Source organism: Brevibacterium sp. LAARM3_SD1 (assembly GCF_057364765.1).
The window spans coordinates 1-21,490 of record NZ_JBNFOL010000045.1 but is presented as its reverse complement, the minus strand read 5'-3'; the positions used below and the strand labels follow the sequence as shown (position 1 = coordinate 21,490).

General features: G+C 66.4%; 19 protein-coding genes and 3 tRNA genes. 7 read left to right on the top strand and 15 right to left on the bottom strand.

Annotated features, from left to right (window positions below):
* Positions 1–70 precede the first annotated feature (70 nt).
* The 3 genes from AC2W7L_RS17355 to AC2W7L_RS17345 form a co-directional block, all read right to left on the bottom strand.
* Positions 71–1,306, bottom strand: coding sequence for a threonine/serine exporter family protein (locus AC2W7L_RS17355; protein WP_486005448.1), 1,236 nt, complete (start codon positions 1,304–1,306; stop codon positions 71–73).
* 121 nt (positions 1,307–1,427) lie between these two features.
* The gene (locus AC2W7L_RS17350) at positions 1,428–2,063 is read right to left on the bottom strand and encodes a class I SAM-dependent methyltransferase (protein ID WP_486005447.1); all 636 of its coding nucleotides are present in this window, start codon (positions 2,061–2,063) and stop codon (positions 1,428–1,430) included.
* Between the two features lie 94 nt (positions 2,064–2,157).
* Positions 2,158–3,054 carry a LysR family transcriptional regulator gene (locus tag AC2W7L_RS17345; RefSeq protein WP_486005446.1) on the bottom strand — a complete coding sequence of 299 codons (897 nt, stop codon included), beginning with the start codon at positions 3,052–3,054 and terminating at the stop codon, positions 2,158–2,160.
* Between the two features lie 122 nt (positions 3,055–3,176).
* Between AC2W7L_RS17345 and AC2W7L_RS17340 the strand changes: the two genes are divergently transcribed.
* Positions 3,177–4,382, top strand: a complete 1,206-nt coding sequence (locus AC2W7L_RS17340) for an acyl-CoA dehydrogenase family protein (RefSeq protein ID WP_486005445.1) — start codon at positions 3,177–3,179, stop codon at positions 4,380–4,382.
* Between the two features lie 23 nt (positions 4,383–4,405).
* Here AC2W7L_RS17340 and AC2W7L_RS17335 read toward each other — a convergent pair whose 3' ends face one another.
* Complete coding sequence (locus tag AC2W7L_RS17335; protein WP_486005444.1) at positions 4,406–5,290, bottom strand: oxidoreductase; 885 nt, start codon at positions 5,288–5,290, stop codon at positions 4,406–4,408.
* An 88-nt stretch (positions 5,291–5,378) separates the two neighbouring features.
* Between AC2W7L_RS17335 and AC2W7L_RS17330 the strand changes: the two genes are divergently transcribed.
* Both AC2W7L_RS17330 and AC2W7L_RS17325 read left to right on the top strand, forming a co-directional pair.
* Positions 5,379–7,124 carry an ABC transporter transmembrane domain-containing protein gene (locus AC2W7L_RS17330; protein WP_486005443.1) on the top strand — a complete coding sequence of 582 codons (1,746 nt, stop codon included), beginning with the start codon at positions 5,379–5,381 and terminating at the stop codon, positions 7,122–7,124.
* Entirely contained in the window at positions 7,121–8,908 is a 1,788-nt protein-coding gene (locus AC2W7L_RS17325) for an ABC transporter ATP-binding protein (protein ID WP_486005442.1), read from the top strand. The genes AC2W7L_RS17330 and AC2W7L_RS17325 overlap by 4 nt, the downstream gene beginning before the upstream one ends.
* 16 nt (positions 8,909–8,924) lie before the next feature.
* Here AC2W7L_RS17325 and mgtE read toward each other — a convergent pair whose 3' ends face one another.
* On the bottom strand, positions 8,925–10,292 hold the full coding sequence (gene mgtE / locus AC2W7L_RS17320; RefSeq protein ID WP_486005441.1) for a magnesium transporter: 1,368 nt from the start codon (positions 10,290–10,292) through the stop codon (positions 8,925–8,927).
* Between the two features lie 103 nt (positions 10,293–10,395).
* Here mgtE and AC2W7L_RS17315 point away from each other — a divergent pair, with 103 nt between their 5' ends.
* Positions 10,396–11,181, top strand: a complete 786-nt coding sequence (locus AC2W7L_RS17315; protein WP_486005440.1) for an isocitrate lyase/PEP mutase family protein — start codon at positions 10,396–10,398, stop codon at positions 11,179–11,181.
* 1 nt (position 11,182) lies between these two features.
* Here AC2W7L_RS17315 and AC2W7L_RS17310 read toward each other — a convergent pair whose 3' ends face one another.
* From AC2W7L_RS17310 to AC2W7L_RS17270, 9 genes are all read right to left on the bottom strand, one after another.
* On the bottom strand, positions 11,183–11,545 hold the full coding sequence (locus tag AC2W7L_RS17310) for a universal stress protein (RefSeq protein WP_486005439.1): 363 nt from the start codon (positions 11,543–11,545) through the stop codon (positions 11,183–11,185).
* Between the two features lie 9 nt (positions 11,546–11,554).
* Positions 11,555–13,000: a sugar porter family MFS transporter gene (locus AC2W7L_RS17305; RefSeq protein WP_486005438.1), complete on the bottom strand. Its 1,446-nt coding sequence runs from the start codon at positions 12,998–13,000 to the stop codon at positions 11,555–11,557.
* Between the two features lie 65 nt (positions 13,001–13,065).
* Entirely contained in the window at positions 13,066–13,575 is a 510-nt protein-coding gene (locus AC2W7L_RS17300; RefSeq protein ID WP_025780602.1) for a hypothetical protein, read from the bottom strand.
* 77 nt (positions 13,576–13,652) lie between these two features.
* Positions 13,653–14,636: a patatin-like phospholipase family protein gene (locus AC2W7L_RS17295; RefSeq protein WP_486005437.1), complete on the bottom strand. Its 984-nt coding sequence runs from the start codon at positions 14,634–14,636 to the stop codon at positions 13,653–13,655.
* A 76-nt stretch (positions 14,637–14,712) separates the two neighbouring features.
* Positions 14,713–15,579: an SDR family oxidoreductase gene (locus tag AC2W7L_RS17290; protein WP_486005436.1), complete on the bottom strand. Its 867-nt coding sequence runs from the start codon at positions 15,577–15,579 to the stop codon at positions 14,713–14,715.
* Between the two features lie 148 nt (positions 15,580–15,727).
* Positions 15,728–17,677, bottom strand: a complete 1,950-nt coding sequence (gene acs / locus AC2W7L_RS17285; RefSeq protein ID WP_486005435.1) for an acetate--CoA ligase — start codon at positions 17,675–17,677, stop codon at positions 15,728–15,730.
* Positions 17,678–17,828: 151 nt separating this feature from the next.
* Positions 17,829–17,904 (bottom strand) — tRNA-Phe (locus tag AC2W7L_RS17280).
* 68 nt (positions 17,905–17,972) lie between these two features.
* A tRNA-Asp gene (locus AC2W7L_RS17275) sits at positions 17,973–18,046 on the bottom strand.
* 37 nt (positions 18,047–18,083) lie between these two features.
* A tRNA-Glu gene (locus AC2W7L_RS17270) sits at positions 18,084–18,156 on the bottom strand.
* 168 nt (positions 18,157–18,324) lie between these two features.
* On the opposite strand from AC2W7L_RS17270, the gene AC2W7L_RS17265 reads away from it, so the two are divergent.
* Positions 18,325–18,672: a metallopeptidase family protein gene (locus tag AC2W7L_RS17265; RefSeq protein WP_486005434.1), complete on the top strand. Its 348-nt coding sequence runs from the start codon at positions 18,325–18,327 to the stop codon at positions 18,670–18,672.
* Positions 18,673–18,879: 207 nt separating this feature from the next.
* On the top strand, positions 18,880–19,380 hold the full coding sequence (gene ybaK / locus AC2W7L_RS17260) for a Cys-tRNA(Pro) deacylase (protein ID WP_486005433.1): 501 nt from the start codon (positions 18,880–18,882) through the stop codon (positions 19,378–19,380).
* Here the strand turns inward: ybaK and AC2W7L_RS17255 are convergent, their stop codons facing one another.
* Positions 19,381–19,992, bottom strand: a complete 612-nt coding sequence (locus tag AC2W7L_RS17255; RefSeq protein ID WP_486005432.1) for a YigZ family protein — start codon at positions 19,990–19,992, stop codon at positions 19,381–19,383.
* 88 nt (positions 19,993–20,080) lie between these two features.
* Between AC2W7L_RS17255 and AC2W7L_RS17250 the strand changes: the two genes are divergently transcribed.
* The gene (locus AC2W7L_RS17250) at positions 20,081–21,445 is read left to right on the top strand and encodes an aminotransferase class III-fold pyridoxal phosphate-dependent enzyme (RefSeq protein ID WP_486005431.1); all 1,365 of its coding nucleotides are present in this window, start codon (positions 20,081–20,083) and stop codon (positions 21,443–21,445) included.
* Positions 21,446–21,490: the final 45 nt, after the last annotated feature.

Here is a 21,490-nt window from a genome sequence, read left to right as displayed (position 1 = left end):
ACTACCCGACGGCGGCCCAGCAACCTCGCGCGAGGTTGCTGGGCCGCCGTCAGGTAGTTCTGGGAGAGTCTCAGGCGACGATCTCGTCATCGGGCTCCGCAGCGTGAGCAATGGCGGAGCCGATGACCGTGCCGATGGCGATGGTGAAGAATGTCGCCCCGGCAGCGAGCAGGCTGCCGGCAACTCCGGAACCGTCACCGAATTCGATCTGCGAGGCGTTGAGGAGTCCGAAGGAGCCGGGGGCGACGACGAGGAATGCGGGCACGAAACTGATCCGCCAGATCGGTCCTTTCGGCAGTCGGGAGAGGACAACGGCCACCAGGGACGCGGTCAGTGCTCCGGCCAGACCGCCGATGGCCGCTCCGAATTCGGCGCCGACGCCGAGTTGGGCCAAGGCTGCTGCCGCGATGGTGAGGACGATGGGCACCGTGTGCTCGAGCGGCGTGTGCAGGTAGATGATGAGGCCCACAGTCGCTGAGGCGACCCCGAGGGCGGAGAGCCACCAGGTCGAATCGGTGAGCTGGGAGTTCGCGAGCGCCTCGGCGCCGGTGCCCATCACGACTGCGGCGCCGGCGACTCCGGCGATGAACATCGCCAACTGCACCGTGGAGGACACGAGTCGGGAGCTGCCGGCCGACAGCGCGCCGGCGGAGATCTCGGTCAGGCCCGTGACCACGGCACTGCCGGGCAGCAGAAGGGCAAGAGTCGCAACGATCGTGCGCAGCGGGCTCTCGAGCCAGTCGAGGCGGTAGCCGACAAGGACGATGACGGAGATGATGAACGCCGAGGCGACCGGCAGCAGAGGGCCGAGGCTGGGATGTTTGGCGTTGAGAGCCAGCGCGCCGGCGACGAGGAGAGAGCCGAAGGCAGCGAAGGCGAGGTTGATCAGTCCCGGTTCGAGCAGCAGGCACAGCCCGATGCCGATGGGCAGCGCACCGAGGTAGGTCAGCCAGGCAGGCCAGCGTGGGGGAGTGCCGTATACCTCCGCCTCGATCTTTCGACTGGCGGCCTCGATGCCGAGCCGACGCGACCGCACCGCATCGACGATGTCGAGCAGTTTCGCTGTCTGGTCGAACCGCAGGTCAGGGCCGATGCGTTCAAACCGAGTGGGACTGCCGGGGCAGGTGGTGAGGAACAGGCCTTTGGGAAGGGCTGCGACATTGATGGACTTCAGGCCGACGGCGGGAGCGAGCCCGGTCAGTGCGTCTTCGACATCGACCGATGAGATCCCGCCGGCGAGCAGTCCGGCCCCGATTGTCACCAGCAGCTCCTGTGCGGGGACGGTCGTTTCGCTTGCCTCGTGCACTCCCAGTCCCTCCCGTCTGCAGATCGGCCGACGAAATAGAAGATACCAGCCCCTTGCTACCCGACGGCGGCCCAGCAACCTCGCGCCAGGTTGCTGGGCCCCCGTCGGGTAGCAAGGAGGGTTAGTGAGGCGGCAGTACGTGGATTCCGTCGGGGCCCTCGGAAGTGCGTCGGGTGCCAGGGGCCGAGTAGATGCTGACCGACCATGTTGAGTCGGAGTCGAATGCACCGAGGTGCCAGTCTCCATAACGATGCTCAAGTCTCAGTGATGTTCCGGCAGCGCAGTGATCGAGATCGACAGGGCCGCCTCGTCGATGGGTCGTTGTTCCGACAAGGAGGTGACCGCCGGGTGCGAGCAACTCGTCTATAGCCGCAAAAGCCCTTGAGAGCTCCGCGCGGGTGAGAAAGGTCGGCACATTGCCTGACATTAGAATGAGGTCGAAGACCGTCGGAAGCTGGTAAGCCGCCATTGTCTCGGGCGAGAGGTCTTCGGCAGATATCTGCCGGAACCAAACAGAGTCGAAGAGCTCCCTCGCCACCTGCAGCACCTCGGGATTCGGGTCGATGCCCAATGCCCGGTGTCCGGCTCTGCGCAGTGCCGCGACCGTACTGCCGATCCCGCAGCCGATGTCGAGGACCATTGATTTGCGAGGCGCAATCATGTCGACGAACCGGGCGTCGACTTCGAGGTCGACACCTGAATGAGCCAACCGACGCATCTTTGCGGCGTAGGCAGACAGATCGGGCGAATGCACCATCCCCATAGTCTCTCACTCATTCCGCACCAACTTCGCGCTCACCGAACTACCCGACGGCGGCCCAGCAACCTCGCGCCAGGTTGCTGAGCCGCCGTCAGGTAGTAATTGGGGAGGGGAAGAGGGCGCGGACGATACTGAGCACCCTTGCCAGCGCCTCCGACGGGTTGTTCCGGCGCCAGCCGAGGGCGAGGGTAAAGGAATCTCCGCCCTCGGCGAGGCGAACATAGCGCACCCCGTCGATGCGGATGTGATCCGAGGACTCGACGACGACGGCCATACCGACCTGCGCGCCCACAAGAGCCAGAAGACTGTAGGGATCGGGTGCCTCCTGGACGACCTGCGGAAGAAATCCGGCGTCGTCGGCCAGTCGCATCATCACCTCTCTGACCTGGGATCCGTGCGACGGTGCATAGGAGATGAACGGCTGACCGGCGAGTTCGCTCATGCTCACCGATTCCCGTTCGGCCAGCTCATGCGCCGAGGGCATGGCGATCATGACGCTCTCCTGCCGGATGACGTGGACCTCGACGCCGGCCGGCACCGGCGGGCTGATGATCGCGAGATCCGTCTCCCCGTCGCGCAGCGCGATCGCGGCCTCTCCGCAGTACATCTGCGGCTGCAGGTCGAGGCTGATTCCCGGGTGCCGCTCGCCGACTTCGCGAGCCAGTCGCGACAGGATGGAGTAGCCGCTGGTGCCGCCGAATCCGATGCGCACCCGGCCCGCCAAACCCTGCTGCGCGGCGCGGGCGATGCGTCGGGCGCCGTCCACCTGGGTCCCGATGGCCGCGGCCGGTTCGACCAGCGCCTCGCCCGCCGGCGTCAGTCGGACCCGTCGCGTCGTCCGCTCGAACAGATCGACGTCGAGGTCCTTCTCGAGTGCGCGGATCATCTGGCTGAGCGCGGGCTGCGCGATGTGCAGACGCTCCGCGGCCCGTCCGAAATGCAACTCCTCGGCGACAGCGAGGAAAGCTGTGACCTGCCGGAATTCCATGCCGTACCCCCGCCGCGTGGATTGATAAGAATCGGTGCTTAATCACTTCGATATTACCTCTTGGACTCTGAGTAATACCGATGGCACTGTTGAAGACGAACCCGATGCCCAAGGAGACACCCATGACTGCAGACACTGCACACAACCCAGCCACCCCAGACACCGCCTTTGACCCCTCAGACCTGCTCGACCTCGCCGGGCTCCTCACCGACGACGAGCTGGCGCTGCGCGCGAAGGTCCGGACCTTCGTCGACGAGCGGATCCGGCCGAACATCGCCGAATGGTACGAAGGCGCGATCTTCCCGACCGAGATCGTGCGTGAGATGGGCGAGCTCGGCCTCCTCGGGATGCACCTGCAGGGCTATGGCTGCCCGGGACGTTCCGCCGTCGAATACGGTCTCGCCGCCCTCGAACTCGAAGCCGGCGACTCCGGGCTGCGCACCTTCGTCTCCGTGCAGGGATCGCTGGCGATGTCGGCTATCCACAAATTCGGCTCCGAAGAGCAGAAGAACCGCTACCTTCCCGGAATGGCCAAGGGTGCGATCATCGGCTGCTTCGGGCTGACCGAGCCGACCGCCGGATCCGACCCCGCCTCGATGGCCACCACCGCTACCCGCAATGCCGACGGACGCTGGACGCTCAACGGTGCCAAACGGTGGATCGGCCTGGCCTCGATCGCCGATATCGCGGTCATCTGGGCAGCCACCGACGACGGCATCCGCGGCTTCCTCGTACCCACCGATGCTCCCGGCTTCACCGCCACTCCGATCGAGCAGAAGCTCTCGATGCGCGCGTCGATCCAGTGCGATATCGACCTCAAAGACGTGGAACTGCCCGCCGAGGCGGTCCTGCCCGAGGTCACGGGACTGAAGGGTCCGTTCTCCTGCCTCAACGAGGCCCGTTACGGAATCATGTGGGGCGCCATGGGCGCGGCCCGCGACTCCTTCGAAGTGGCGCTCGACTACGCGCAGAACCGCCTTCAGTTCGACAAGCCGCTCACCGCTTACCAGATCACTCAGGAGAAGCTGGTGAACATGGCCCTCGAAATCCAGAAGGGCACCCTCCTGGCCATCCAGACGGGACGCCTCAAGGACGCCGGCACGCTCGAACCCGTGCAGGTCTCCGTCGGCAAACTCAACAACTGCCGCGAAGCCATAGCCATCTGCCGTGAGGCCCGGACGATGCTCGGCGGCAACGGCATCACCCTCGAATACTCACCTCTGCGGCACGCGAACAACCTCGAGTCCGTGCGCACCTATGAAGGCACCGACGAGGTCCACACCCTCATCCTCGGCCGCCACATCACCGGTCAGCAGGCCTTCCGCTGATCTGAAGCGGGGAAGTGCAGGCCTCACACCTGCGGGAAAGCGACCCCGGTCAGATCTTCGGACACCGCCCAGAGCCGGCGAGCCAGCTCGGTGTCGGTGGACTTCGCCGACCGGGAGGCGAGTCCCGGCTTTCCGCGGAGCTCGAACGGGCCGGTCGGACCGATGTAGCTGCCCGGCGGAATGTCGGCGACGGCAGCACAGAGCGTCGGCCGTGCCCCGCCCTGCTCGCTCTGCGCGACCACTCGGGTGAACGCACGGCTGACTCGAGCGTCCAGGGAACCGTCGTCGCTGGAGTTGAAGAGGTTCGTCGCCGCCAAACCCGGATGGGCGGCCGTCGCGATCACCGAGGATGAGCGCGCGGACAGCCGGCGCTGAAGTTCGGAGACGAAAAGCAGGTTCGAAAGCTTCGACTGACCATAGGCGGCCATCGGCCGATACGGTCGCCTCTTCCACTGGAGGTCGTCGAATTCGATCGTGCCGAACCGGTGGGCGATGGAGGCGACGGTGACGATGCGTTCGCGCACCTGCGGAAGCAGCAGATTCGTCAGGGCGAAATGGCCGAGGTGGTTCGTCCCGAACTGCGATTCGAATCCGTCGACGGTCCGGTACAGGGGCGGGATCATGATCCCCGCATTGTTGATGAGGAGATCGACCGGTTCGGTGAAGTCCGCCGCGAAATCGCGTACCGAGGACAGGTCGGCGAGGTCGAGGTCGCGCACCTCGGTGCTGCCCGGCATCGTCGCTGCAGCGGCCTCACCCTTCGCACGGTTGCGCACGGCCAGGACGACATGAGCTCCTCGACCGGCCAGAACCCGGGCAGTGACCCGGCCGAGTCCGCTGTTCGCGCCGGTGATGAGGGCCGTACGCCCGGTGAGGTCGGGAATGCCGAAGTCGATCGGAGAAGTCATGGAGTCATCCTAGGTTTCTGCCCTGGCAGTCAGCTGTCCAACCGAGCCGCCACCGCGCCACCGACACGCCGATGTTAGGGTAGCCTTCGTGCCGAAGATCCCTGAAACCGGTGCGCAGCTGCTGCGCCGAGCCGCCCGTCGGCGCATCCGTCCCCTGCTCGGCGGATCGGCTGCACTGTCCGTGTGGCAGGTCTGCGAAGCACTCGTGCCGGTGGCGATCGGAATCATCGTCGACCGCGCGATCATCCCGCTGTCGATCCCGGCTCTCATCATCTCGATCATCGGCCTCGGCATCCTCTTCACCGTGCTCAGCGTCGTGGGATACCGCTTCGGCGCTCGACTGTGCAATGCCGCCCGTGAGCACGAAGCCCACGCCCTGCGCGTCGAGATCACGCACGCGGCACTGACCGCCCCGAGCCTGCCGGCCGACCGCACCTCGGGTGAGGTCCTGTCCATTGCGTCGGCCGATGCCGACACCGCGGCGGCGTCCTTCCAACAGGCCGGACGCGGCATCGCTTCGGTGCTGGGCATGATCACCGCAGCGGTATTCCTCCTCATCGCCGACCCCGTGACCGGCCTTGTCGTCCTCATCGCCGTGCCCATCGGTCTCCTCGTCGTCGCCCTGCCCGGACGGTCCGTCTCGGCGCGGGCAGCCGCGCAGCTCGACGCCGTCGCCTCGGCGGGACGCTCGGCGTCCGACCTCATGCACGGGCTGCGCGTGATCAAGGCGATGGGCGGGGAGCCGTGGGCGGTGCGTCGTTATCGCGCCACCTCCGATGCGGCCGCCGACGCCGGCATCGCCACAGGTGAGAGGACTGGCCGCCTGGCCGGTCTCGGTGCGCTCGTCATGTCCGCGGTGCTGGCGATCGTCCTCGTCGTCGCGGGCCTGCGCCTCATCGACGGCCAGATGAGCGTCGGGGCGCTGATCGGCATCCTCGGCATGACCGCGTTCCTCACCGAGCCCATGCGTGCTCTCGCCGAGATCGTCGGCCTCTTCGCCCAATCCCATGGCGCCGCCGAACGGATCGCTCGCTTGCTCACCAGCCTCGATGCTGCGGCCAGCACCGATACGACAGACGCCCTCGCCGAGGCGGCCCCCACCACCCGTGATTCCGCCGACACCCGCCCGAGCGTCACAACCGCCGAAACCGGAATCACCATCACAGGATGGCCGACGAAGGCTGACGAACTCACCACCGCCGGTGGTTCGCTGACCTGCATCGTCTCCGAGGACGCCGACGACGCAGCCGTGCTCTTGGCTGCGCTGACCTCCCATGCCCGGAGTCTCGGCCCCGCCCGGATGCTCGTCGCACCCCACGACGTCGACCTGTTCGAAGGCACCGTCGGTTCGAACATCACGATGGTCGTCGCCGACGCCGGAGCCGCCGATGACCGACCAGGCGCAGCCGACCACCCGCCCATCTCGCCCGAGGTGCTCTCTGCTTCGGGCGTCGACGAGCTGCTCGACCTCGTCGACGGCGGTCTCGACTACCGGATCCAGGAACTCGGCGGCAACCTCTCCGGCGGTCAGCGGCAGCGCGTCGCATTGGCTCGTGCCCTCAACGCCGACCCCGAGATCCTCGTCCTCCTCGAACCCACCACCGCCGTCGACGCCGTCACCGAAGCGAGGATCGCCCAGGGACTCTGCCGACTGCGCCGCAGGACCAGCGAACAGGCCACGATCATCCTCACCTCCTCGCCAGCCTTCCTCGCCGCCGCGGATACCGTCGTCTATCGCCCGACGTCCGGCTGCCTGCTCGTGGGCCGTCACGCCGACCTCCTCGAGGCCGACACCGACAGCGCCGAGGCCTACAGAGACGCGGTGACCCGATGACGGCAGCGACGCAGACCACCCTGACCATCGCCTCACGGCGTCGGTCCTTCGCTCATCTGGCCCCGCTGCTGCGCCGCAGGTCAGGCTGGATCGTCCTCCTCATCATCGCCGGACTTGCCAACGCCGGGGCCGGCCTCGTCGGCCCGTGGGCGATCGGCCGCCTCGTCGACGAACTCCCCGCCGGTGCCGGTCCCGAACTCGTATGGACGTGTGCCATCGCCGTGGCGGTCGCCGGCATCGTCATGGCCGCCGGCACGTGGATCGGCGCCTGGGCGCTCGCCCGCATCGCGATGCCCGTCGTCGCCGAACTGCGCACCGAGGTCGTCGATTCCGCCCTGACGCTCGAATCTCAGCGGATCGAGCGCACCGGCACCGGCGACCTCGTCTCCCGCGTCGCCGACGACTCCCGCAAGATCGGTGAGGCCGCCGGCCAAGTGCTGCCGCTCGTCGTCGAATCCGTCCTCGTCGTCGTGGTCTCCGCCTTCGGCCTGGCCGCCATCGATTGGCGACTCGGTCTGACCGGACTCGTCGCCATTCCGATGTACTGGCTCACCCTGCGCTGGTATCTGCCCCGATCAGAACCCATTTACAAGGAGGAGCGCGCGGCCTTCGGTCGGCGTGCCGGCCGGCTCCTCGGCGGACTCACCGGAGGTGCGACCCTGCGCGCCTATCGCGCCGAAGCCGGTGAGATGCGACGCATCGACTCCGCGTCCGCGCACGCCCGCGACCTGTCGATCGACGTCTTCAGGTTCGTCACCCGCGCCTTCGGCCGCAACAATCGCGCCGAGGCGGTCGTGCTCTCACTGCTGCTCATCGCCGGCTTCGTCCTCGTCTGGTTCGGCGAGTCCACCGCCGGAGCCGTGACCACGGCGGCCCTGGTCTTCCATCGTCTCTTCAACCCCATCGGTGCCCTCGTCGGCCTCTTCGACCAGGTCCAGTCGGCCGGTGCCTCCCTGACCCGCATGGTCGGCGTCATCGACGAGGCTGCCACCGCGCCGAGGCGATCGACCCGGACCGCGCCCGCCGCCCCGAGCCTCGTGCTCGAGGACCTGTGGTTCTCCTACGACACCGACCCGGATACGGACAATCACGTGCTGCGCGGTGTGAACCTGAGCATCGCACCCGGTGAGCACATCGCCGTCGTCGGCACCACCGGTGCGGGAAAGACAACGTTGGCGAAGATCGCCGCGGGATTGTCAGCGCCCGGTCGCGGACGGGCACGTCTCACGGACGGCGGGGCCGCCTCGGCGAACGGGGTGGACGTGGGAGCGATGGACGAATCCGCGCTGCGCCGGCATATCGCCATGGTCGCGCAGGAGGTCCACACGTTCTCCGGCAGCCTGCATGACAACGTCGCCCTGCCGCGTCCGGATGCGACCGCCGACGATGTGCGCACTGCCCTAAACGTGGTCGGCGCCGGGTGGGCGACCTCCCTGCCGAACGGCATCGATACGCAGATCGGAGAGGGAGGGGTCCGCTTGTCCGCGGTCCAGGAGCAGACGATCGCCCTGGCCCGCCTGGTGCTGGCCGACCCGGACTTCGCGATCCTCGACGAAGCCACCGCCGAGGCGGGATCGGCTGGAGCCCACGTCCTCGAATCCTCCGCCGAGGCGGCCCTTGCCGGCCGTGGTGCGCTCATCGTCGCGCACCGGCTCAGCCAAGCGGAGAAAGCCGACCGGATCCTCGTCATGGAGCACGGACGCGTCGTCGAGGAAGGCACTCATGCCGAACTCGTCGCCGCCGGCGGACGGTACGCCGAGCTGTGGGAGGCATGGTCGGGCTGAGGCAGCCCGAACCCGATCAGCTCAGGCCGAGCACCGTCGTGGCGATCGTGAAGTAGATGATGAGGCCCGTGGCATCGCAGAATGTCGAGATGAACGGGTTGGAGAACACCGCCGGATCGGCCCCGACCTTCTTCGCGATGATCGGCATCAGACCGCCCACCGTCGCGGCCATCATGCACACCGACAGCAGGGTCAGGCCGATGACCAGTCCGATCGCCCAGCCGTAGACGAGCCCGGCGATGATGAAGCCCAATGTGCCGAGCACGGAACCGAGCACCGCGCCCACCCGCAGCTCTCTCCAGATCACGCGCCCGAGATCGCGGACCCGCACCTCACCGACGGCCAGGGCACGGGTGACGGTCGTGGCCGCCTGGTTGCCGGTGTTGCCGCCCGTGCCGGTGAGCAGCGGAATGAAGAGGGCGAGGACGACGACCTGATCGAGACGGTTCTCATAGACTTCGAGGACCTGGACGGTGAGGATCGCGGACACGGCGAGGACGAGCAGCCACACGATGCGGCTCTTGACCAGCCGGATGATGGTCGAGGACAGGTAGGAGCGATCCAGCGGCTCCGTACCGGAACCGCGGGCGAGGTCCTCCGCGTCCTCCTCGTCGACGATGTCGAGGACGTCATCCATGGTGAGGATGCCGACGAGCCGTTCCTCCTCATCGGTCACCGGCATCGCAATGAGCCGGTGGGAGAGGAACTCACGCGAGGCCACCTCACGGTCGGTCAGCGCATGGGTGCTCAGCGAATCACGCACCATGTCTTCGATGATCGTGTCCTCATCGGCGGCCAGCAGGTTGCGCAGCGACACCACTCCCCGCAGCACCCTGCCGGGACCGACGACAGGCAGCAGGTAGACGGTCTCGGGTCCGTCGATGCGGGCGCGGACGACCTCCATCGCCTGGGCCGCCGTCCAATCCTCGTGGATGCCGAGCACCTCCGGAGACATGTACCGACCGATCGCGGACTTCGGGTAGCCCAGCACCGCCGAGGTCATCTCTCGCTCGTCCGGGGTCAACCCCTTCATCAGGCGGCTGGCCACGCTCGCGGGCAGTTCGCCGAACAGTTCGGCGCGATCATCGGGGTCGAGGCCCTCGACGATATCGGCAACCTCGGGTTCGCGGAGATTGCCGATGAGTTCGGCCTGGTAGGCCGGAGGCAGGTCCTCGAAGACATCGAGAGCCTCCTCCTTCGTCAGCACGCGGAAGAGCATCGCCGACTGCAGCGGGGTCGAGGTATGGACGAGGCGAGCGATCTCGGCGCGCGGGACCTGCCGGGCGAGACCGGCGATCTCGTCGAGAGTACCGGGATCGATCCTGCCGGTGAGTGCGGATTCGAGTCGGTCGGCCGCCTCGGTGCCCTCTGTCGTATCGGCCACGCATGCCCCCTCACCTCGGACGGAAACTCCCGCAGTCAAGCCTAGGCCATGCACGAGGCGGGAGCGGGCCACGCCGTGAAGCGCGCAGCCCTACGATGGAGCCATGAAATCCTTCAGCGAACTGCACGTCCCCGGCGACCCGTTCATCCTGCCGTGCGCCTGGGATGTGGCCAGCGCCCAATTATTCGCCGAGGCGGGGCACCCAGCCGTGGGAACCACGAGTCTGGGCGTCGCCGCGGCCATCGGCGCCGCCGATGAGGATCGGGAAACCCTCACCGCAACCGCGAATCTCGCCGCGGCCCTGCGTCAAGCGCTGCCGGACCTGCCGCTGACCTGCGATTTCGAAGACGGCTATGGAGACGGACCCGAATCCGTCGTCGATGCCGTGCGTGAGACATTCGCCGCCGACCCCGCGGCCGGGCTCATCGTCGACGGCATCAACATCCAGGACTCGCGACAGGGCCGGATGAGCGACCCCTCGGCGCTGGCAGCGAAGGTGACGGCGATCAAGGAGGCGTTCCCCGCATTGTTCGTCAATGCACGGATCGACACGTTCTGGATCGGCCAGGACAACCTCGGCGAGGTCACCAGCCGCATCGACGCCTATGCCGATGCGGGTGCCGACGGGATCTTCGTCCCCGGCAACCTCGACCTCGAGACGATCGAGACGATCACCGCACACAGCCGGGTGCCGCTGAATGTGCTGGCCAGCGCGCGGTATTCCCGGTCCAGCCTCGCCGAGGCGGGAGTGGCCCGGATCAGCACCGGATCGCTGCTCTATCGCGCGGCGATGTCGGAGGCGCTGAGTTCACTGCAGATCCTCGCCGGCGACCGCCCTGCGCAGACGGCGAACGTGCTGTCGTACTGGGCCTTCACCGAATTGGGCTGAGTCAGCGTCCGTCCTGCCGGACGGTGAGCACGGGGACGGGGGAGCGCAGGATGAGGCGCTGTGCGACCGACCCGAGGATCACCTTGCCAACGCGCGACCGGGCACGGACACCGAGGACGAGCCGGTCGACTTCCGGGTGATCGCCCAGTTCGTCGATGACGGCGGTGACCGGGTCGCGATCCCCGCGCCCGGACCGGTTGATGACAGTGACCTCAAGCCCGGAGGGGATCTCGTCGGCGACGAAATCGTGGAGGGTGAGGTTGATGAGCAGCAGCCCGGTGCCGAGGTTCTGCGCCTCGGCGATGGCCGATTCGAGTGCCTGACGGCCTTCGGGACTGTCGGTGACGGCGACGGCGACTGACATGGAGGCTCCTTATCTGCGTCCGTACTCGGCTTTGAACTCGCGTTCGAACTCCGCGAGGTCCTTGTCCTTCGTTTCCGGCAGCATCAGCGCCAGGAAGACGAAGGCGATCACGGCGATGCCGGCGAACATGCCGAAGGTCGCCGTCATGCCCATGGCCTCGATGAGCGGCGGGAAGAACTGCGCGACGATAGCGTTCATGATCCACAGCACGAACACGCAGATGCCCATCGCGAAGCTCCGGATCTTCATCGGGAAGATCTCGGAGAGCATCAGCCACGTCAGCGGGCCGACCGTTCCCTGCATGGAGAAGACGAAGAGGACGAGGAAGGCGAGCACCGTCCAGGCCTGTGCCGGTCCGGGCGGAACGATGACCGCGGTCAGAGCGATGAGAGTGTGGAAAAGCGCGATGAGGGCGTAGCCGGTGAGGAACATGACCCGGCGCGGCAGCTTGTTGAGCAGGTACATGCCCAAGGTGATGCCGGCGAGTGAGAAGACGCCGTTGGCGATGTTGCCGATGATTGCGACACCGGAATCCAGGCCCGCGCTCGTGAGCAGCTGAGTGCCGTAGTACATCACCGAGTTGATTCCGGTCAGCTGCTGGAAGAAGCCGAGTCCGGCGCCGATGAGGACCAGACGCAGCACCCACCGAGTGCCGAGGTCGGAGAGTCCGCCTGTGGCTTCCTTCGCATCCTCGGCTGCGAGGTGGGTGACCTCGGCGATCTCGGCCTCGGCGCGTTCGGGGGAGCGGACCTGCTTGAGCACGGCCAGTGCTTCCTCGGCGCGTCCCTGCGAGATCAGCCAGCGCGGGCTCTCGGACTGGAAGATCATGCCCACGAGGAGGGCGATCGCAGGTGCCAGGGCCACGAGCAGCATCCAGCGCCAGATCGAGTCGATGTGTCCGAAGAAGTTGAAGATCGCGGCGTTGATGATGAAGGCGGCGAGCTGTCCGCCGACGATCATCACCTCGTTGCGGGTGACGTAGCTGCCGCGCTTCTCCGACGGAGCGATCTCACCGAGGTAGACCGGCACTGTCGCGGAGGCGCCGCCGACGGCGAGTCCGAGGACGAAGCGGGCGCCGATGAGGAACGCGGCAGCGGGCGCGAGCACGCACCCGAGAGTGCCGAGGATGAAGATTCCGGCCAGGGCCAGGATCGTCTTGCGACGACCCCAGGCATCAGCGACACGACCGCCGAAGACCGCTCCGAAGGCGGCACCGACCATGAGGGAGGCGACGACGAGGCCTTCGCTCAGCGCGGTCAGGCCGAAGTCCTCGCTCAGAGGCTCGAGGGCTCCGTTGACGACTCCGGTGTCATAGCCGAAGAGCAGACCGCCGAAGGTGGCGACCGTGGCGATGACACCGAGGCGATGGACGGGGCGACCTGTGCCGACGTGGGGGAGTTCGAAGTTCGTGCTCGCGGTGGACGTCGATTGACGACGCGGGGATCCGGGTGGCATGGGCGACTCCTTTCCCCCTCAGTCCTCACACATGGGAGCCTGCCCCCAAACGGCCCGGGTGGGGTTCAGTCCTCCTGATAGGAGTCGTCGATGACTTCGGGCATGCCGTCGATGACCGAGACCTGCTCGGTCCCGTCATCGGCCAGGGCATCGACATCGAGGTCATCCCCGTCGAGCTCGGCGACCTCGAAGTCGTCATCGCCGTCGGAGACCATCTCGTCGCCGACGCGGTTTCCCTGTTCCGCTGCGGGCGACTGATCGGTGTTGAACTCGTCCGAGAGGTCGGGGGCCTCGTTCTCGTCTTCCCAGCCGGCGTCGTCGACGAGCACATCGTCGGCGCCTTCGATGCCGGTCCCTTCGGGCCCCTCCGCACCGGGTTCGACGGGGGCTTCGCCGGGTTCGTCATCGATGTCTGAATCGATGTCGGAGTCGGCGTCGACCTGGTCGGCCTCGGCCTCGGCGGCGCTGAGTTCGGGATCATCCAACTCATCGGCCGTCGGTTCGTCGAGCTCGGGATCATCGAGGATGGGGTCGTCTTCCAGCCGGTCTGCTGCATCCGCGTCGAACTCGCTCATGATCTCTCCTTCACTCGCAATCAGGGTCGGGCCCTCATTCTGACACGTCGTTCGGTCGCAGGCCATGGGGGTCAGGATCATTTCCGGTCAAAACGGTCCTTCCACTCCTGCCAGTCCCACTGGGCCAGAAACTTCTCTCCGGCCATTCGGCCCGACGAGATGAGGTCGAGCTTGTCATCGTCAGTGAGGGCGAAATCCGTGCTGCTGTGGCCGGAGGTGTCGACGAAGACCGTGCGTTCGGTGACCGAGGGATCGTCGATGTGCCTGCGGTCATGAGCATTGAGCATCGTCGAGATCAGGGACTTCGCGTACTGGAAGGTCGTGGCGTTGGGCCGCCATTCGGCGGCGGCCGTGTGTCGGGCCGAGAGCATGACGCCGAAGGTCGGCCACCGGGCCGGCTTCGCGTCCTTGCGGTCGAAGGCGTCGACGGGGAAGTTCGACAGCAGGCCGCCGTCGGCGCCGAGCACGGACGTCCCGCCCGCCACACTCGGTCGGGCGGGAAGACTGCGGGGGCGGAAGAAGAACGGACTCGCGGCCGAAGCACACACCGCCTCGGCGACGGACTGGCTGTCCGCATCGACACCGAGGGCCTCTTCGTAGTCCCAGGGCAGGCGGAGCATGCGGCCGCGGGAGACATCGGAGACGATGACGACGAGCCGATATGACCGCTCAGGTGGGATCGCGCTGCCCGGATCGTCGAGTTTGAGGTCACCCCACGTGCGCACCCCCTGATCGGCCAATGCCGAGGCGAGGAAGTCATGGAGCGCCTGACCCACATACATCCCCTTGTGCAGCAGCAGTCCCTGTACTCGCCCCAGCCAGGGGACGAGGTGGAAGACAGGAGGAAGGTCCTCGAACTCGGTGAAATCCTGTTCGAGGACCTTCTGCTCAAGCGTCTGCGGGGCGATCCCCGCCGCGGTCAGCGCACCGACGATGGCGCCGGCCGAGGTGCCGGCGATCCGGTGGAAGTCGTAGCCTGCGTCGGCGAGGGACTCGACCGCGCCGACCAGGCCCGGCAGCTTCGCCCCTCCGCCTTCGAGAACGAGATCGGTCATCGCCATGCCAACTCCTTCCCGTGGTTCCCTGATTCCATTGTGGACCCGGAACGCGGGAGAGGCAGGGACACCAGAGCCTGAGTCAGACTCCTGCCGGCTGGCGCCTGCGTGCCGCACGACGGCTGCGGGGGCTGTCGCCGCCGGTTCGGCCGGTGAAGTGGTCCATGGTCTGGTTGACGCCGAGGAAGTCCATCACTGCGTCGAACGCGCGGGTCGGCAGGAGGCGGACACCCGGAACCAGGCGCACGAGTGAGGGCATGACCAGCTGCTCACGACCGGATTCGATCGAGTCGATGACCTGAGTGGACACGTTGTTCTCTTCGAGGATCGGCAGCAGGCGGGGGAACTTCGTCTGGACGCCGGCGAACATCCCCGTGTTGATGTAGAACGGGCAGACGACGAGGGTGTTGACTCGGCTGCCTTCTGCGCGCAGCTCGCCCCGCAGGGATTCGGTGAAGCCGACGGCGGCCCACTTGCTCGCCGAGTAGTCGGTCTGCTTGGCCACACCGGTCAGACCCGCTGCGCTGGCGATATTGACGATCGAACCGTGGTTGCGTTCCCGGATGCCGGGCAGGAACGCCTTCGTCGTCCAGTACAGGGCCATGGTGTTGACGTCGAAGGTGCGTCGGATCGCGGCCTCGTCGGCGTCGAGGAGCTTCTTTCCGGTGACGACGCCGGCGCAGTTGACGAGGATGTCGATGTCGCCGACGTCCTGCGCGGTGGAGGCGACCTGGGCGGAATCTCCGACATTGACGGAGAAGGTGCGGGCGCGAACTCCCTTGGCTTCGATCTCCTGACGGACAGCCTCGCCGGCCTCGGCCGAGAGGTCCCAGATGATGACTTCGGCGGCTCCGCGGTCAGCGGCTTCGAGGGCCATGAGCCGTCCGATTCCGCTGCCGGCTCCCGTGATGAGGATGCGGCTTCCGGCGATCTTCGTTCCACGCGTCATGTCTATGCGTCCTTGCAGTTAGGCTTCAGTGCGGTCCGTCTCGTACAGAACCCGCCCTTGCGGGTCCCACGAGATGTTACTCAACAGTACATCAGTGTGTCGTGGGTCACGCAAGGGCGGGTTCGAAAATCGCCCGTCGGCCGGGGGGTCAGCTCTCCTTCATGCCCTTCTGGATGAGGTCCATCACCGAGGAGTCCGCGAGAGTCGTGACATCGCCGACCTCGCGGTTCTCGGCCACGTCCTTGAGCAGCCGCCGCATGATCTTGCCCGACCGGGTCTTCGGCAGATCGGGCACGATCATGATCGAGCGCGGAGTCGCGATCGGACCGATCGAGGAGCGCACATGAGACCGCAGATCGTTCACGACATCGTCCCCGCCGTGGTCTGCACTCTCCCTCAGGATGACGAATGCCTCGATCGCCTGGCCGGTCATCTCGTCTTTCGCGCCGACCACGGCCGCCTCGGCGACCTTCGGATGAGCGACGAGGGCGGATTCGATCTCCGCGGTCGACATCCGGTGCCCGGAGACGTTGAGGACGTCGTCGACACGGCCGAGGACCCAGAAATCGCCGTCGCGGTCGATCTTCGCACCGTCCCCGGCGAAGTACACCTCCGGGTACTGCGACCAGTAGGTCTTCTTGAACCGCTCCTCATCGCCCCACAGGGTGCGCAACATCGACGGCCATGGTTCCTTGACGACGAGGTATCCGCCGTTTCCGGGTTCGACCGAATTGCCCTCGTCGTCGAAGACGTCGGCGACGATCCCGGGCAGCGGGCGCATCGCCGAGCCCGGCTTCGTCTCGGTCACGCCCGGCAGGGGGCTGATGAGGATGCTGCCGTTCTCCGTCTGCCACCAGGTGTCGACGACGGGGCAGCGGTTGCCGCCGATGTGCTCGCGGTACCACATCCATGCTTCGGGGTTGATCGGTTCGCCGACGCTGCCGAGCAGGCGCAGGCTGGACAGGTCGTACTGAGCGGGGATGTCGCGGCCCCATTTCATGAACGACCGGATGGCCGTGGGTGCGCAGTAGAGGATGGAGACCTTGTACTTCTGCACGATCTCCCACCACCGTCCCCGGTGCGGGGTGTCCGGTGTTCCCTCATAGAGCACCGAGGTGGCCCCATTGGCCAGCGGACCGTAGACGATATACGAGTGGCCGGTCACCCAGCCGATGTCCGCGGCCGTCCAATAGACGTCCGTCTCCGGTTTGATGTCGAAGACCGCCCAATGCGTGAAGGAGGTCCCGACGAGGTAGCCGCCGGTGGTGTGCATGATGCCCTTGGGCTTTCCGGTCGTGCCCGAGGAATACATGATGTAGAGCGGATGCTCGGAATCGAAGGCCTCCGGAGTATGGATCTCCGGCTGTCGATCGACGACCTCGTGCCACCACAGATCACGGTCGTCATTCCAGTCCACGTCCTGGCCGGTGCGGCGGACGACGAGGACGTTGCGCACCTCGGGGCAGTCCTCCATCGCCTCGTCGACGACGGATTTGAGGGCCGAGGGCTTGCCCTTGCGATAGCCGCCGTCGGCGGTGATGACGAACTCGACTCCGCAGTCCTTGACGCGGTCGGCGATCGCCGAGGCGGAGAAGCCGCCGAAGATGACGGTGTGCGGGGCGCCGAGGCGGGCGCAGGCGAGCATGGCGAACACCGTCTCCGGGATCATCGGCATGTAGATCGCAACGCGGTCGCCGGTCTTGACTCCGAGTTCGGTGAGCGCATTCGCGGCCTTCGAGACCTCGCGCAGAAGATCGGAGTACGTGATGGTGCGGGTGTCTCCGGATTCGCCTTCGAAGTAGTAGGCCACGCGATCGCCGAGGCCGTTCTCGACATGGCGATCGACGCAGTTGTATGCGGCATTGAGCCGTCCGCCCACGAACCACTTCGCAAAGGGCCTGTCCGACCAGTCGAGGACCGTGTCGAAGGGAGTCTCCCAGCTGATGCGCTGTGCCTGTTCCTCCCAATAGCCGATGCGGTCGGCGGCCGCCTTCTCGTATTCGACAGCTTGGGCATTGGCTGCGGCGGCGAAGTCCGCTGGGGGTGGGAAAGCCCTGTCCTCGTGGCTGAGTTCCTGAATCGTCGGATTGTTCGTCATCGTGCTCTCCTTTCACCCTGCACCACCACGACGTGGGCGGGTCATCGAACTCACTTTCAACCTACTCCAGTTGATTCGGATTTCAAGAGGTGCCCGCAGATGCGAAGAAGCCCCGCTTCCCAGTCCAGGACTGGGAAGCGGGGCTTCCGCGTGGTGGCTCCGACCGGCGTCGATCCGGTGACCTTTCGATTTTCAGTCGAACGCTCTACCAACTGAGCTACAGAGCCGAGCCGTCGACATACATAAGTATGTCGAGAGAAACAAAGGCTCTTCCGAAGAAGAGCCTTATGCTCCGCGACCCTGACGGGACTCGAACCCGCGACCTCCGCCGTGACAGGGCGGCGCGCTAACCAACTGCGCCACAGGGCCTTGCTGTTGTGATGGAAGACCTTACGATCTTACACCGTACCCCCAACGGGATTCGAACCCGTGTCGCCGCCGTGAAAGGGCGGTGTCCTAGGCCTCTAGACGATGGGGGCCCAGGTTGTCCTCGGATTCCCCGTGGGCAACGACGTTAAGCTTATCCCACCCGATTCGCGGAATGCAAAACGAAACAGAGTGTCCTCGGTCACACGCCGAAAACGGTGGTTTCGGACGCTCCGCAGGGCCGCCTCGGCGAGGGGATCGAAGTCGCTAGAGTGGGAGGCATGGAGGCTCTGAGTGATGAGGAGTTCGATGCGATCCTCGGCGAAGCCCTGGATCTGCTGCCCGCTGGGGTGACCGAACAACTGGACAATGTCGCCCTGTTCGTCGAGGACCGGCCCGAGGACGGTGACCGGCACCTGCTCGGCCTCTACGAGGGCACGCCGATCGGGGAGCGGGGGATCGCGGGGTTCGAGATGCCCGACAACATCTTCATCTATCGCGACAACCTCATCGACTTCGCCGAGGACAGGGACCACCTGCGCGAGGAGATCGTCATCACCATCGTCCACGAGATCGCGCATTTCTATGGTCTCGACGACGACCGGCTCCACGAGCTCGGTTGGGGCTGAGCGCCCCCGTCAGAACCGGTCAGCGGACCTACCGGCGAGTCACTTGAGGTCATGGGAATTGGCGTCCGCGAGCCAACTTCGCCTATTGTGGGCGGGTACCTATCAGCACCGATACAACATTCCGTCCGTATCGATGCGGGGACACGGAGCCGTGAAAGCTGCGCCTCCTGGCCCCGCCGACCTGCGGGCAGGAGGCACTACCCCCTTATGACAGTTGCATCCAAGACTTCCAGCGCGGCGACCCCGGCCGTGCGAGTGCTCAACCTGGCAGGCATCGACTACAGCCTGCGCAGCTTCGACCACGATCCCGCCACTCGGCGCTACGGCTCGGAGGCCGCCGACAAGCTCGGCGTCAGCTCCGATCAGGTGTTCAAGACCCTGATGATCCAGGTCGACGGCACACCCGTGACCGCGCTCGTTCCCGTCTCCGGCCAGCTCGACCTCAAGGCTCTGGCTTCCGCGCGCGGAGCGAAGAAGGCCCAGCTGTCGGGTGTGGCCGAGACCGAACGCCGCACCGGCTACCCCGTCGGGGGAGTCTCGCCGTTCGGGCAGCGCCATGCCGTGCCGGTCGTCGTCGACCGCACCGCGCTCGATCACTCCACAGTGTTCGTCTCGGCGGGCCGTCGCGGTCTCGAGATCGAGATCCGCCCCGAGGATCTCGTCATGCTCACGAACGCGCAGGTCGCGAAGATCGCCGCGCTCGACTGATCACACCCACTCGACCTCACCGACCGCGGGCTCTGCCCGACCGGCGGTGAGGTCGGCGTACATCGCCACGGCATCGGCCACCTCGGCGAGGGGAACCAGGACGTCGAGTCCGACCTCACCGCCGTAGTCGGCCCGCGTCGTCCAGCCCCGATTCCCGGCCGCCCGCTCCAGGGCGTTGGCTTGGGCATAGTCGACGGCTGCTGACACCGGGACGCGTTCACGACGGGTGACGATCCGGGCCTCATCGACCGCCGCCGAGGTGGCCTGACCGTAAGCGCGCACGAGTCCTCCAGCGCCCAGCAGGGTGCCGCCGAAGTACCGAGTGACGACGGCGACGACGAAGGTCAGATCGTGGCCGGTGACGACATCGAGGATCGGAGCGCCCGCCGTGCCGGCCGGTTCCCCGTCATCGCTGAAGCGCTGAGTGCGCGAATCCACATCGAGGACGAACGCCGAACAATGGTGGCGGGCCTTCGGATGCTCGGCGCGTGCCTCGGCGATGACGGCCCTGGCCTCGGCCTCATCGGCGGCGGGGGAGAGGCGGGTGAGGAAGCGGGATCTCTTGATCTCGATCTCGGCCTCGACGGGGCTGACGATGGTCCGGTAAGACATGCTCGTCACTGTAGTCGAATGTGTTCTACGATGACCCCACGGGCGCGGATTCCGCGCTCATCCCCGGTACTTCAGTGAAAGGGTGACAATGGTGCACCAACTCGGCGAGGCCGACCTCGCAGCGCTCAAAGACGAATCCGCCCGAGCCCGGGAGCTCGACCGCGCGCACGTCTTCCATTCATGGTCGGCACAGCGACTCATCGACCCGCCGACCGTCGCCCGCGCACAGGGATCGACGGTCATCGACGGTGAGGGGCAGGAGTTCCTCGACTTCTCCTCGCAGCTGGTGAACACGAACATCGGCCACCAGCATCCGGCCGTCGTGCAGGCGATCAAGGACCAAGCCGATGTGCTGTGCACGATCAGCCCGGCCACCGTCAACGCCGCCCGGTCCGAAGCGGCTCGCCTCATCACCGAACGGACACCGGCCGGGCTCGACCACGTGTTCTTCACCAACGGCGGAGCGGACGCGAACGAACACGCCATCCGCATGGCGCGGCTGCACACCGGGCGAACGAAGGTACTCTCGCGCTACCGGTCCTACCACGGCGGTACCCAGACGGCCGTCAACGTCACCGGTGACCCGCGCCGGTGGGAGAACGAGACCGGGGATTCCGGCGTCGTCCACTTCTTCGGACCCTTCCTCTACCGCTCGGAGTTCCACTCCGCCACCGAGGCGGAAGAGACCGAACGCGCCCTGCAGCACCTGCGCCGGACCATCGAACTCGAGGGACCGGCGACGATCGCGGCGATCATCCTCGAATCCATTCCCGGCACCGCCGGCATCATGGTGCCCTCTGCTGAGTACATGCAGGGTGTGCGGGCGCTGTGCGACGAGTTCGGGATCGTGCTCATCGCCGACGAGGTGATGGCAGGATTCGGACGGTCGGGCAAGTGGTTCGCCTTCGAGCACTTCGACATCGTGCCCGACCTCATCACCTTCGCCAAGGGAGTGAACTCCGGATACGTGCCGCTGGGCGGAGTCGTCATCAATGACGCGATCTTCGAGACCTTCGCCGAACGCGTCTACCCCGGCGGTCTGACCTACTCCGGGCACCCGCTGGCCTGCGCGGCCGCGGTCGCGACGATCAACGCGATGGCCGACGAGGGCATGATCGAACACGCCGCCCATATCGGAGAGACGATCATCGGCCCCCGTCTGCGGCAGATTGCGGAGAATTCGAAGCACGTCGGCGAGGTCCGCGGCACCGGAGCGTTCTGGGCGATCGAACTCGTCTGGGACAAGGAATCCAAGGAGCCGCTGGCGCCCTACGGCGGCGGCTCACCTGAGGTCGCCTCGGTGGTGGCGGCGCTGAAGGAACACGGTGTCATCCCGTTCAACAACTACCACCGTCTGCACGTGGTCCCGCCGATCAACATCAGCGAAGAGGACCTCGAGCGCGGACTCGGAGTCTTCGAGAAGGTCCTCACCGACTTAGACTTCCCCCACTAGGAACTACCTGACGCGCTCAGCAACCTCGGCGCGAGTGGAGCCCTC